The sequence below is a fragment of the Streptomyces sp. NPDC048420 genome, from assembly GCF_040651535.1.
Taxonomy (GTDB): Bacteria; Actinomycetota; Actinomycetes; order Streptomycetales; family Streptomycetaceae; genus Streptomyces.
This window is the reverse complement of record NZ_JBEZKG010000019.1, coordinates 15,360-27,819: the sequence shown is the minus strand read 5'-3', so window position 1 is coordinate 27,819 and position 12,460 is coordinate 15,360. Positions and strand designations below refer to the sequence as shown.

Genomic DNA, 12,460 nt, shown 5'->3' with positions numbered 1-12,460 from the left:
GGGGCGCGTCATACCTCCAGCAGCCACCGGCCTCCACCTATGAGCGAACACAGCGACACCGCGTGGAACAGGAACAGCCACAACCCCGCCGGGACATGGGTCAGGCGGGACAGCTGGTCCGCGTCCGAGTCTCCCGCGCCGCCCCGCGCCCGCTTCGCCTGTAGCTCGAATGCGGGACGCACTCCGCCGAGCAGGAGGAACCACACCACCGCGTAGGCGAAGGCCGCCTGGACCTGGGGGCCGGCGAGCCAGGAGACCACCACGAAGGTGCCGCCGGTGAGGACGACCGTCAGGGCCCCGTACGCGTTGCGGATCATCACCAGCATGGCCACCAGGAGGACCGTGGCCAGCCACAGGAGCAGGGTGATGCGGCCCGCAGCCAGGAGGGCCGCGCCGCCCAGGCCCAGCAGCGGGGGAGCGGTGTAGCCGGCCGCCGCGGTGAGGATCATGCCGATGCCGTGCGGCTTGCCCCGGCTGACCGTGAGGCCACTGGTGTCGGAGTGCAGCCGTATGCCGGTGAGCTGACGGCCGGTGCACAGGGCGATCAGTCCGTGGCCGCCCTCGTGGGCGATGGTGATCGCGTTGCGCGAGAGCCGCCACAACGGGTGCGGGACCACGATGGCGAGGGCCGCCACCATGGTGGCCAGCACCACCCACAGATCGGGGTCGGGCTGGGTGCCGATGAGCTCGTCCCACAGGGAGGTCGCAGTGCTGGTGTCCATGTTTCCCGGTGGCTCCCTCTCCTCGTACGGAGTCTGGCAGTCTGGCACGTATGTGCGGACGGTATGCAGCGAGTCGTGGGCCCGAGGATCTCGCAGGAATCTTTGAGATCGAGAAGTGGGAACCCGAGGAGACCCTGGAGCCCGACTACAACGTGGCCCCGACCAAGGAGGTCTACGCCGTCCTCGACCGCCCTCTCAAGGACGTCGAGGACCCGCACCCGGTTCGACAGCTGCGGAAGCTGAAGTGGGGACTGGTCCCGAGCTGGTCCAAGACGCCCGAGGGCGGGGCCCGGATGATCAACGCCCGCGCGGAGACCGTGCACGAGAAGCCGTCGTACAAGAGGGCCTTCTCCACCCGCCGCTGCATCATCCCGGCCGACGGCTACTACGAGTGGGTCACCGGCACGCAGGAGCGCGACCTGGAGGTCGAGGGGAAGAAGAAGCGGCCACGCAAGCAGCCGTACTTCGTGCTGCCCGCCGACGGGTCGGTCTTCGCGATGGCCGGGCTGTACGAGTTCTGGCGGGACAAGACCCTGCCCGACGACCACCCGGGGGCCTGGTGGGTGACCTGTTCCGTGATCACCACCGAGGCGGAGACCGGCCCGCTGGCCGTCTCCCCGGCCGACGGACCTCGCGCGCTCGCCGACATCCACCCCCGGATGCCGCTCATGCTCACCCCCGACCGCTGGGACAGCTGGCTCGACCCGTCCCGCACGGACGTGGAGGACCTGCGCTCGCTGCTCGCGCCCCCGCCGGAGGGACTCATGCGCGCCTACCCGGTCTCCACCGCCGTCAGCAACGTCCGCAACAACGGCCCGGAGCTGCTGAAGGAGCTGGAGGGCCCCGAAGAGGGCACACTCTTCTAGCGTGACGACCAGCGAGATCATCAGCACCGAGGCGGGGGACGCCCGCATCACCTGGCATCCGGCACGACAGAAGGCGCGGCTCGTGCTGGCCGTGAGCCATGGCGCCGGCGGTGGCATCGAGGCGCGGGACCTCCAGGCGCTCGCTCGGGTGCTCCCCGGCCATGGCGTGAGCGTCGCTCTGGTGGAGCAGCCCTGGCGGGTGGCCGGCAAGAAGCTCGCGCCCGCGCCCAAGACGCTGGACACGGGGTGGCGGGGCATCTGGCCCGCCCTCGTGCGACCCGGCCTGCCGGTGGTCTCCGGCGGCCGCAGCGCCGGGGCCCGCGTCGCCTGTCGTACGGCGACGGAGCTGGGTGCCCATGCCGTGCTCGCCCTCGGCTTCCCGCTGCACCCGCCCGGCAAGCCGGAGAAGTCGCGCGCCGACGAGCTGCTCGGATCCGGGGTGCCCACCCTGGTCGTACAGGGCGGCAACGACCCGTTCGGGAAGCCGGAGGAGTTCCCCGCCGGGTCCTTCGAACTGGTCGAGGTGCCGTACGGCGATCACGGCTTCGCGGTGCCGAAGCGGGCCGGGATCACTCAGGAGGAGGCCGTGACGGTCATCACGGACGCGGTCGTGAAGTGGGCCGGGTCACTGGGGTGAAGGCCCGGGAATGTTGAGCCGCGGACCTCTGTTGAGGCGGACAGAAGTGCTGAGAAACCAGCACCGACCGTCGTAGAGAGGAAGTCCGCCGCATGGGTTCGACCTTCTGCCCGAGCCGCAGCAGCCGAGCTGACCTGGACTGGACGGTGCTGCACGCGACCAAGACCACCCCTATTCGAGGGGCGGCCGGGGCGGGTAGTCGTCTATCCTCCAATTCCGGTGGCACCGGTTTCGGTGCTGCCCGGAATCTTGAGGAGGTGGGTCCGGTCACTGGGACCGACGCAGGGACCGACAACGGTCAGGCGGAGCAGCCCGAGGGCCAGGGCACGAGCACGGAGACCACGGCGGAGCGCAGCGCGCGCTTCGAGCGGGACGCGCTCGAATTCCTCGACCAGATGTACTCGGCCGCCCTGCGCATGACGCGCAACCCGGCCGACGCCGAGGACCTGGTGCAGGAGACGTATGCCAAGGCGTACGCGTCCTTCCACCAGTTCCGTGAGGGGACCAACCTCAAGGCGTGGCTGTACCGGATCCTCACCAACACGTTCATCAACTCGTACCGCAAGAAGCAGCGTGAACCCCAGCGCTCCGCGGCCGAGGAGATCGAGGACTGGCAGCTCGCCCGCGCCGAGTCGCACATGTCGACCGGTCTGCGCTCCGCCGAGTCGCAGGCGCTCGACCACCTGCCCGACTCGGACGTGAAGGAAGCACTCCAGGCGATCCCCGAGGAATTCCGCATCGCCGTCTATCTCGCCGATGTCGAGGGCTTTGCGTACAAGGAGATCGCGGACATCATGGGGACACCCATCGGTACGGTGATGTCCCGCCTGCACCGCGGCCGCCGTCAACTGCGCGGCATGCTCGAGGACTACGCCCGTGAGCGCGGGCTCGTCCCGGCCGGTGCCGGAGAGTCGAACGAAGCGAAAGGCTCGGGCTCATGAGCTGCGGAGAGCCGCACGAGACGGACTGCTCTGAAGTCCTGGACCATCTCTACGAGTTCCTCGACAGTGAGGTGCCGGACGCCGAGCGCGCCAAGTTCAAGCAGCACTTCACGGAGTGCTCGCCGTGCCTGGAGAAGTACGGCCTGGAAGCGGCCGTGAAGAAGCTCGTCAAGCGGTGCTGCGGTCATGACGACGTGCCGACCGACCTGCGCTCCAAGGTCCTGGGCCGGCTCGACCTGATCCGCTCCGGACAGGCCGTGCCCGACCACGACGTGACGGCTTCGCCTCAGGAATCCTGAACTCCCGCTCAGGGAACGCGCTCGCGTCACTCGAACGTGCTAATCGGCAGGTGATCACCCCGCGCCGCCTCCCCGCACCGTCCTAGGCTCCTCGCAGCTGTGCGGACTGGGGCTGGAGGGGCGACATGGAGGCGGTGCCGGCACGCGCGCGTGCGTACGTCGCCTGTGTCGCCGTAGCCGCACTGCTCTGTCTGCTGCCGCTGCCGACCGTCCGCACTCCCTGGTGGGCGCTTGCCCTGCTCGCCGCGTTGTATGCCGGATGCGAGCAGGTGGCCGCCCGCTGGCGGTTCGCGGGCACCTTCTATCCCGTGCTGCTCGCCGGCGCCTTCCTGCTGCCGCCTCCGGCCGCCGCCCTCGTGGCGCTGCCGGGGGCGCTGCTGTCCCCGGCGGAGCGCCGCCCGCGCGGCCTGCGCCGGATCTGGCGGGCCGCGCAGCTCGCGGTGAGCGGGTGGGCGGCCGCGCGGGTGCACTGGGCGACGGGCGGCCGGGACGCGGTCGTGGAATGCGACTTCCCTTACGCGCTGGTCCCGGCCGGCATCGCGGTGCTCGTCTTCTGCCTGGTGCTGAGCCTGCTGGACGGAGGAATCCTGGCGCTCGCCGACCGGATTCCCGTACGGCGGGCCTGGCGCGGTCTCTTTCTCCGCTCCCTCGCCCCCGTCGTCGTGCACGGGCTCGCCGGGCTGATGATGGCCGTGCTGTGGCGCAGTCCCTACGGTCCGGTCGCCGCGTTGCTCGTGCTGTTGCCGATGTGCGTGTCGTGGTGGGTGTTCGCGCAGTACCACCGGGAGCGGGCCGCGCACCAGGCCACCATCCGGGCGCTGGTGCAGGCCGTCGACATCAAGGACGAGTACACGCGCGGGCACAGCGAGCGGGTCGGGCAGGCGTCGATGATGATCGCGCGGGAGCTCGGCATGGACGACGCCCGGATCGAGGTGCTGCGGTTCGCCGGGATCCTGCACGACGTGGGCAAGCTCGGGGTGCCGACACGGCTGCTCAGGAAGGACGGGCCGCTGACGCCCGAGGAGCGCCGGGTCATCGAGCTGCATCCCGAGTACGGGCACGAGATGGTGCGGGGCATCTCCTTCCTCGGGGAGGCCAGGGCCGCCGTACTGCACCACCACGAACGGCTGGACGGAAGCGGGTACCCGTATGGGCTGAGGGGAGGCCAGATCCCGGAGTCGGCACGGGTGGTGGCCGTCGCCGACGCCTTCGACGCGATGACGTCCACCCGGTCCTACCGGCGGGCCCGGCCGGTGGGGGCCGCGCTGGAGGAGCTGGAGCGGTGCGCGGGCAGCCAGTTCGACCCGCGGATGGTGACGGCCCTCGTCCGCGCGCTGACCCGGCACGGCTGGCACCCGGCGGTCACGGCGGACGAGGCGGGTGAGGTGGACGAGGCCGGTGTGCCGCGTCCCCGGCCGACCATCGCGGGGCGGCCGGGGGCACGCCGGTGAGCGCGCCCGGGGTGCCCTGTCGGCCGCCGCTCCTCGCCCTCGTCCACGGCTCCGCCGCCCTCCTCGCCCTCGGCTCCCTCTCCTACGTCCTGTGGACCGGTCTCGAGGAGCGCGGCACCGCCCTCGCCTTCGGGGTGCTGATCACCGTGGGTGAGCTGAACCGGCGCAGCGGGCCCCACGTCAGGGAGGCCGCGCCGCTCGGTGCCGCCGGGGCGCTGTCGTACGCCCTGCTCGGGGAGAACGCCGGCGCCCCCACCCACCACGGCGCCGCCCAGGTCGTCACCGTCGTCCTCGCCGCCTCCCTCGTCGGCAGCGTGCCGCACGTCGGACGCGGTCAGGGACCCACCGCCGACCAGCTGGCCCGCCGCGTCCTCACCGTCGGATTCGCCGCGGTGTGCTTCCAACCCCTCTACAACCAGGGCACCTTCGCCGACTGGAGCGGGCCCGCGTACGCCCTGCTGCTGCTCGCGCTGCTCTCCCTCACCGCGCTGTGCGACGCCGTGCTCGCGGCCGCCCTGGCCCACTCCCGCACCCGCTGGCCCTTCGGTCCGCTGCTCAGGGACGAGCTGCGTGCCCTGCTCGGGATCGGGTCCGCCGTCGTGGCCACCGGGGCCGTGATGGCCCTCGCGGTCGCCGTCGCGGGACTGTGGGCGCTGCCCGTCTTCTCGGTGCCCCTGCTGCTCACCCAGCTCTGCGTCCGCCGGTACGCCGCCGTCCGCGCCACCAACCGGCAGACCATCGCCTCCCTCGCCCGTGCCACCGAGATAGCCGGGTACACGCCCGCCGGACACGCGCGCAGGGTCGCCGCGCTCAGCCGGGAGGTCGGGCGTGACCTGGGGCTGTCCCGGCCCGAACTCACCGTCCTGGAGTACGCCGCCCTCATGCACGACATCGGCCAGCTGAGCCTCGTCGACCCGGTGCCCGCCGGTGCCACCGCCGGGCTGTCCGTCGCCGAACAGCGCCGCATCGCGCTGCTCGGCGGGGCCGTCGTACGGCAGACGGGTGTGGACGCGGCCGTCGCCGTGGTCGTCGAACGGCAGGCGGACCCCTTCCGGGAGCAGCCGCTCGCCGCGCGGATCGTCCGGGCGGTGAACGCGTACGAGGAGAAGGCGCGCGACGCGGGGCCAGGCGGGCCACTGACCGCGCTGGAGGAGCTGCGCCTGGGCACCGCGGGGGACTACGCTCCGGAGGTCGTGGAGGCGCTGGCCAGGGTCCTGTCAAGAGACTGTCTGACCTCCCCCGTGACGGGGTAACCCATGGGTAATGAGCGCCCTTCCAACCACACGTGGTTGGATGCGAGAGAGAGGGTGTCCGGGGGCACAGCCAACCCACTCGACGTAACTGGCAGGCGGGAATCGTGAGGATCTTCGGCAAGGGACGGCACCGGCCCTCCGCCTCCTGGCGGCAGGCCACGGACCGCGCGTTCACGCTGATCGGCGACGGTCGCTACGAGGACGCGGGCGCGCTGCTGACACGTGCCGCGGACCTGGAGCCGTGGCTGTCCGAGTCCTGGTTCAACCTCGCCCTCCTCCACAAGTTCCGGCACGACTGGGAGCAGGCGCGGGCCGCGGGCCTCAGGGCCGTCGCGCTGCTCGACCGGGAGACCGGGGCGCCCGACTGGTGGAACGTCGGCATCGCCGCCACCGCGCTCCAGGACTGGCCGCTGGCCCGGCGGGCCTGGCAGGCGTACGGGCTGCGGGTGCCCGGGGGCGCCACGGCCTCGGGTGAGCCGCTGGGGATGGACCTGGGCAGCGCGGCCGTGCGGCTGTCTCCCGAGGGGGAGGCCGAGGTGGTCTGGGGGCGGCGGCTGGACCCCGCGCGCATCGAGGTGCTGTCGATTCCGTTGCCGTCCTCGGGGCGGCGGTGGGGTGAGGTCGTGCTGCACGACGGGGTGCCGCACGGGGAGCGGACGACCGCGTCGGGCCACGCCTATCCGGTGTTCGACGAGATCGAGCTGTGGGCGCCGTCGCCTGTGCCTACGTGGGTGGTGCTGCTTGAGGCGGCCACCGAGGCGGACCGGGACGCGTTGGAGCAGCTGGCGGCTGACGCGGGGTTCGCGGCGGAGGACTGGTCCTCCTCGGTGCGGCTGCTGTGTCGGATGTGCTCCGAGTCGCGGATGCCGTCCGATGAGGGGGACGGGGAGCATCTGGATCCGCACGATCACAGTGAGCCGGGGCATCCCGGGCCGCTGGGGCATCGGACGGACGGGCAGTTGTGGGTGCCGGAGCGGGAGTGCGGGGTGGCTGCGCCTGCCTCGCTGGTTCGGGGGTTGTTGGACGGGTGGGTTGCCGACAGCCCTGATTCCCGGGACTGGCGCGATCTTGAAGAGGTGTGCTGACGGCTTTCGACCGCGGGTCCGTTGTGGCTGGTCGCGCAGTTCCCCGCGCCCCTACGGGGCACGGTCCCCTTACCCTGTATCAGCAGCTCCCCCTGTTTTTGTTTAGGAAGGCATCCGTAGGTCATGGCCCAGCAGGACACCGATCAGCAGCACGTGGGCGTGCTCCCCGTCGATGACGAGGGGTTCGTCGTCGACACCGAGGAGACCGAGGAGCGGGAGAACGCCTGGCGTGAGCGCGGCACCTCGCGGCCCATCACCGTCGTCGGGAACCCCGTACTGCACAAGGAGTGCAAGGACGTCACCGAGTTCGGCGCGGAGCTGGAGCAGTTGGTGGCGGACATGTTCGCCTCGCAGCGCACCGCCGAGGGCGTGGGTCTCGCCGCCAACCAGATCGGTGTCGATCTGAAGGTCTTCGTGTACGACTGCCAGGACGACGAGGGGCGGCGGCACGTGGGTGTCGTCTGCAACCCGAAGCTCGTGGACCTGCCCGCCGACCGGCGCCAGCTGGACGAGAGCAACGAGGGCTGTCTGTCGGTGCCCACCGCGTACGCGCCGCTCGCCCGCCCGGACTACGCCGAGGTCACCGGGCAGGACGAGAAGGGCAACCCGGTCAAGGTCCGCGGCACCGGGTACTTCGCCCGGTGTCTTCAGCACGAGACCGACCACCTGTACGGCTATCTCTACATCGACCGGCTCTCCAAGCGCGAACGCAAGGACGCCCTGCGGCAGATGGCGGAGAACGAGCCCCGCTACCCCGTGGTCGCCAACGACTGACGTCCCACAACCCCCGTACGCACGGCGCCTGTTCAGGAAGCACCCTCTGAACAGGCGCCGTTCGCGTGTGCGTCGCACGTTCGATCGGATGTGCTCATCCAGTGATCTGATTCGTGTCACACAAGGGGAGAATTCAGGCGCCTAGGGGTAGTGAATGGAGCAGGTCCGTTCTCAGAACGGTCAGTTGTGGTGCTGAATGGGAAGTGCGGGGATACGCAACGGCGCACGCCCGGTTCGGCGAGGGGCGTGCGTCAACTGGCGGCTGGAAGGGGTTTGTTCGTGCCTGCTTTCCCACACGGCATCACGTCGTCGGCGCCGTCGCCGACGGCGATCGGGGTTCCACCGTCGCTCTCTCTCCCGGTGATCGAGGCAGCGTTTCCCAGGCAACTGCATCCGTATTGGCCGAGGCTCCAGGAGAAGACCCGCACCTGGCTTCTGGAAAAGCGGCTCATGCCGGCGGACAAGGTGGCGGAATATGCCGATGGACTGTGCTATACGGACTTGATGGCCGGGTACTACCTCGGTGCCCCCGACGAGGTCCTCCAGGCGATAGCGGACTACAGCGCGTGGTTCTTCGTCTGGGACGACCGGCACGACCGTGACATCGTCCACCGCCGGCCGGCGGCGTGGCGGCGGCTCAGGTTCCGCTTGCACGCGGCGCTCGACTCGCCCCGCGACCATCTGCACCACGACGATCCGCTGGTCGCCGCCTTCGCGGACACCGTGGTGCGGCTGTACTCCCTCCTGCCGCGGACGTGGAACGCCCGGTTCGCACGGCACTTCCACGAGGTGATCGAGGCCTACGACCGGGAATTCCGCAATCGCACCGAGGGAATCGTCCCGCCGGTCGGGGAATACCTGGCCCTGCGCCGGCTCACTTTCGCCCACTGGATCTGGACGGATCTCCTGGAGGCGAGCGCGGGCTGTGAACTACCGGACGCCATAAGGAAGAAGCCGGCGTATCGGCGGGCGGCACTGCTGAGCCAGGAATTCGCCGCCTGGTACAACGACCTCTGCTCGCTTCCCAAGGAGATAGCGGGGGACGAGGTCCACAATCTCGGCATCAGTCTCATCACCCACGAGGGGCTGACCCTCGAAGAGGCGATCAGGGAAATGCGGCGGCGCGTCGAGAAATGCGTGGACGCGTTCCTCGTCGCAGAAAGGGACGCTTTCCGTCTCGCCGACGGCCTCGACGACGGCACCGTGCGGGGAAGGGAATTGAGCGCCGCCGTGCGGTCCTGTGTCGGGAACATGCGCAATTGGTTCAGCGCCGTCTACTGGTTCCACCACGAGTCCGGTCGCTACCTGGTCGACAGCTGGGACGACCGGTCCACACCCCCGTACGTCGACAACGAAGCGGCAGGTGAGAAATGACCGTCGAATCCGTGAAACCCGAAGCCACGGTGGTTCCCGGGGCGGGTGAGCCGCGGTTCGCGGGCGGGGGCGTCCCCGTCCTCGGCCACGGCTGGCGTCTGGTCCGCGATCCGCTGAGCTTCCTGGCCGGGCTGCGGCGGCACGGCGATGTCGTACGCCTCAAGCTCGGCCCGAAGACGGTGTACGCGCCCACCACCCCGGAACTGACCGGAGCGGTGGCGCTCAACCCGGACTTCATCATCGCCGGGCCGCTCTGGGAGTCCCTGGAGGGCCTGGTCGGCAAGGAGGGGGTGGCCACCGCCAACGGCCCGCAGCACCGGCGTCAGCGGCGGACCATCCAGCCCGCGTTCCGGCTCGACGCGATACCGGCGTACGGGCCGGTCATGGCGGAGGAGGCACAGGCACTGGCCGAGCGCTGGCAGCCCGGCGAGACGGTCGACGCCACCCTGGAGTCCTTCCGGGTCGCCGTGCGCATCGCGGCCCGCTGTCTGCTGCGCGGCGACTACATGGACGAGCGTGCCGAGCGGCTGTGCGTAGCGCTCACGACCGTCTTCCGGGGCATGTACCGGCGGATGGTGATACCCGCGGGACCGCTGTACAAGCTGCCGCTGCCGGCCAACCTCGCATTCAACCGGGCGCTGGCCGATCTGCATCTCGTGGTCGACGAGATCGTCGCCGAACGCCGGGCATCCGGTCAAAAGCCGGACGATTTGCTGACGGCATTGCTGGCGGCGAAGGACGCGAATGGCGACCCCATCGGGGAACAGGAGATCCACGACCAGGTCGTCGCGATACTCACCCCGGGCGGTGAAACCGTCGCGTCCACGATCATGTGGCTGCTTCAGGTGCTCGCCGAACATCCGGAACACGCGGACAAGGTGTGCGCGGAAGTCGAATCGGTCACCGGTGGCCGTCCTGTGGCATTCGAGGACGTACGGTCGCTCAGGTACACGAACTATGTGGTGGTCGAGACCATGCGTTTGTGGCCCGCGGTATGGATATTGACGCGGCGGGCGGTACGGGACACCGAACTCGGTGGCTATCGCATTCCGGCCGGGTCCGACATCGTCTACAGTCCGTACGCGATCCAGCGCGACGCGAAGTCCTTCGACGACAGCGCGGAGTTCGACCCCCTGCGGTGGAGTCCGGAACGGGCCAGGGCGGTTCCGAAACACGCCATGAGCCCGTTCAGCACCGGCAACCGGAAGTGCCCGAGCGACCACTTCTCGATGGCCCAGCTGACGCTGCTCACGGCGGCGCTGGCCCGGAAGTACCGCTTCGAGCAGGTGGCCGGGTCCGACGACACCCCCCGGCCCGGCATCACCCTGCGCCCGAACCGGCTCATGGTGAGGCCCCTGCTCCGGTGACGGGTCAGGCCACCGCCTCCGGCCCCTGGAAGGTGCGCCGGTAGGCGTTCGGGGTGGTGCCCACGGCACGCAGGAACTGGTGACGCAGCGCGGCCGCGGTACCGAACCCCGTTCGGCCCGCGATCGCGTCCACCGTCTCGTCCGTCGCCTCCAGCAGCCGCTGGGCCAGCAGCACCCGCTGGCGCAGGATCCAGCGGTAGGGAGTCGTACCCGTCTCCTGCTGGAAGCGGCGGGCGAACGTGCGCGGGGACATCAGCGCCCGCTCGGCCAGCTGCTCGACGGTGACGTCCTCGTCGAGGTGGCCCTCCATCCACACGAGCACCTCGCCGACGGTGTCGCACTTCGACCGGGGCAGCGGCCGCTCGATGTACTGCGCCTGACCGCCGTCCCGGTGGGGCGGTACGACCATGCGCCGGGCGATCTTGTTGGCGACCTCGGTGCCCTGTTCCTTGCGCACGATGTGCAGACAGGCGTCGATGCCGGCCGCGGTGCCCGCGGAGGTGATCACCGGGTCCTCGTCGACGTACAGGACGTCGGGCTCGACGGTCAGCCGCGGGTACGCGCGCGTCAGCTCGGCCACGTGCTTCCAGTGCACGGCGCAGCGCCGCCCGTCGAGCAGTCCGGCCGCGGCGAGCAGGAAGACGCCGGAGCACACGCTGAGCACCCGCGTCCCGCGGTCGACCGCGTCGCGCAGGGCCTGGAGCAGCTCGGGCGGAAAGTCCCGCGACTCGTAGCGGGCGCAGGCCGGCACGGTGATCAGGTCGGCCGACTCCAGCCGCTCCAGACCGTGCTCGACATGCAGGGAGAAGCCCGATCGCGAGGCCAGCGTCGGGCCCTCGGCGGAGGCGACCGCGAAGTCGTACACGGGCAGTCCGTCGTCACTGCGGTCGGTGCCGAAGACCTCGCAGACGACACCGAGCTCGAAGGGGTTCACACCGTCCAGGACGACGGCGGCCACGTTCTTCAGCATGCTGCCAGTGTGCCTCAGGGTTGGCAGTAAATCGAGGGTGTGCGGCAGTCCTGCCACTGTTTGTAAGGAGTGTGCGGCGCGACAGTAGTGACATGACTTCAGCGCAGACAGAAGGACTGATCGCCATGCTGACTGTTTTCGCCATCCTCGTCCTCCTGGTCCTCCCGTCGGTGATCGGGATCGTCCACGACAAGCGGGTCGACCGTCAGATCCGGGAGGCGCAGAGGCGTTACTTCACCTCCACGGCGACCCACCACTCCTGAATGCCCTTGCAGGACACCTTGCCTGTCTCGGTGGCGCACAGGGGGCGCTGTGAACTCAGGCGCACCTGGCCGGCCGAGACCGCCTTGAACGCGGAACTCGCGTCGCCGGGCAGCAGAACGATTCCGCTGTTGGTGGCCTCCAGCCCACTGCCCTCGGTGGTGACCGGCTTCCAGGGGCGGCTCTTCGTCCCGTCCAGCGAGACGCGGATGGTGTCGCCCACCGCGAGGCAGACCGTGTCGCCGCTGTCGGCCGCGTCGAGCTCCGAGGCGGCCGTACAGCCGGGTGACGGCGAGCCGGACGGGGGTGACGAGGAGGGCGGCGGCGACACGGTGTCGCTGCCGCCCCCTTCGCTTCCGGCCTCGGTGCCGCACCCCGCGAGCAGCAGCGTCAGTGCCGCGAGGGCGAGGGTCGTGCGGTGAGTCGTACGGCGCATGGGGATCTCCTCTCCCCCCTTGGA

At 70.3% G+C, this 12,460-nt stretch carries 14 protein-coding genes; 11 read left to right on the top strand and 3 right to left on the bottom strand.

Annotation, left to right across the window (positions count from 1 at the left end; translation table 11 throughout):
* Nucleotides 1–8: 8 nt before the first annotated feature.
* Entirely contained in the window at nucleotides 9–722 is a 714-nt protein-coding gene (locus tag AB0D34_RS32205; RefSeq protein ID WP_362667928.1) for a M50 family metallopeptidase, read from the bottom strand.
* A 50-nt stretch (nucleotides 723–772) separates the two neighbouring features.
* On the opposite strand from AB0D34_RS32205, the gene AB0D34_RS32200 reads away from it, so the two are divergent.
* From AB0D34_RS32200 to AB0D34_RS32155, 10 genes are all read left to right on the top strand, one after another.
* Nucleotides 773–1,588, top strand: a complete 816-nt coding sequence (locus AB0D34_RS32200) for an SOS response-associated peptidase (protein WP_362667926.1) — start codon at nucleotides 773–775, stop codon at nucleotides 1,586–1,588.
* 1 nt (nucleotide 1,589) lies between these two features.
* The gene (locus AB0D34_RS32195) at nucleotides 1,590–2,225 is read left to right on the top strand and encodes an alpha/beta family hydrolase (protein WP_362667923.1); all 636 of its coding nucleotides are present in this window, start codon (nucleotides 1,590–1,592) and stop codon (nucleotides 2,223–2,225) included.
* A gap of 257 nt (nucleotides 2,226–2,482) precedes the next feature.
* Nucleotides 2,483–3,166: an RNA polymerase sigma factor SigR gene (gene sigR / locus AB0D34_RS32190; protein ID WP_362667920.1), complete on the top strand. Its 684-nt coding sequence runs from the start codon at nucleotides 2,483–2,485 to the stop codon at nucleotides 3,164–3,166.
* Nucleotides 3,163–3,465, top strand: coding sequence for a mycothiol system anti-sigma-R factor (rsrA, locus tag AB0D34_RS32185; RefSeq protein WP_362667917.1), 303 nt, complete (start codon nucleotides 3,163–3,165; stop codon nucleotides 3,463–3,465). The genes sigR and rsrA overlap by 4 nt, the downstream gene beginning before the upstream one ends.
* A gap of 125 nt (nucleotides 3,466–3,590) precedes the next feature.
* Entirely contained in the window at nucleotides 3,591–4,916 is a 1,326-nt protein-coding gene (locus AB0D34_RS32180) for an HD-GYP domain-containing protein (protein WP_362667915.1), read from the top strand.
* Nucleotides 4,913–6,169 (top strand): HD domain-containing protein, encoded by a 1,257-nt coding sequence (locus AB0D34_RS32175; protein WP_362667912.1) that lies wholly within the window; start codon nucleotides 4,913–4,915, stop codon nucleotides 6,167–6,169. The genes AB0D34_RS32180 and AB0D34_RS32175 overlap by 4 nt, the downstream gene beginning before the upstream one ends.
* A gap of 104 nt (nucleotides 6,170–6,273) precedes the next feature.
* Nucleotides 6,274–7,254 carry a hypothetical protein gene (locus AB0D34_RS32170; protein WP_020119821.1) on the top strand — a complete coding sequence of 327 codons (981 nt, stop codon included), beginning with the start codon at nucleotides 6,274–6,276 and terminating at the stop codon, nucleotides 7,252–7,254.
* Between the two features lie 123 nt (nucleotides 7,255–7,377).
* The gene (gene def / locus AB0D34_RS32165; RefSeq protein WP_362667909.1) at nucleotides 7,378–8,028 is read left to right on the top strand and encodes a peptide deformylase; all 651 of its coding nucleotides are present in this window, start codon (nucleotides 7,378–7,380) and stop codon (nucleotides 8,026–8,028) included.
* 279 nt (nucleotides 8,029–8,307) lie between these two features.
* A complete protein-coding gene (gene cyc1, locus AB0D34_RS32160) occupies nucleotides 8,308–9,402 on the top strand; it encodes an epi-isozizaene synthase (protein ID WP_362668224.1) in 1,095 nt (364 codons plus the stop codon).
* Entirely contained in the window at nucleotides 9,399–10,769 is a 1,371-nt protein-coding gene (locus AB0D34_RS32155) for a cytochrome P450 (protein WP_362667906.1), read from the top strand. The genes cyc1 and AB0D34_RS32155 overlap by 4 nt, the downstream gene beginning before the upstream one ends.
* Nucleotides 10,770–10,773: 4 nt before the next feature.
* On the opposite strand, the gene AB0D34_RS32150 is transcribed toward AB0D34_RS32155, so the two are convergent.
* Nucleotides 10,774–11,739: a helix-turn-helix domain-containing protein gene (locus AB0D34_RS32150; protein WP_362667904.1), complete on the bottom strand. Its 966-nt coding sequence runs from the start codon at nucleotides 11,737–11,739 to the stop codon at nucleotides 10,774–10,776.
* Nucleotides 11,740–11,831: 92 nt separating this feature from the next.
* Between AB0D34_RS32150 and AB0D34_RS32145 the strand changes: the two genes are divergently transcribed.
* Nucleotides 11,832–12,002 (top strand): hypothetical protein, encoded by a 171-nt coding sequence (locus AB0D34_RS32145; RefSeq protein WP_362667902.1) that lies wholly within the window; start codon nucleotides 11,832–11,834, stop codon nucleotides 12,000–12,002.
* Here the strand turns inward: AB0D34_RS32145 and AB0D34_RS32140 are convergent.
* Complete coding sequence (locus AB0D34_RS32140) at nucleotides 11,969–12,436, bottom strand: hypothetical protein (RefSeq protein WP_362667899.1); 468 nt, start codon at nucleotides 12,434–12,436, stop codon at nucleotides 11,969–11,971. The two genes, AB0D34_RS32145 and AB0D34_RS32140, sit on opposite strands and share 34 nt — an antisense overlap.
* Nucleotides 12,437–12,460 lie beyond the last annotated feature (24 nt).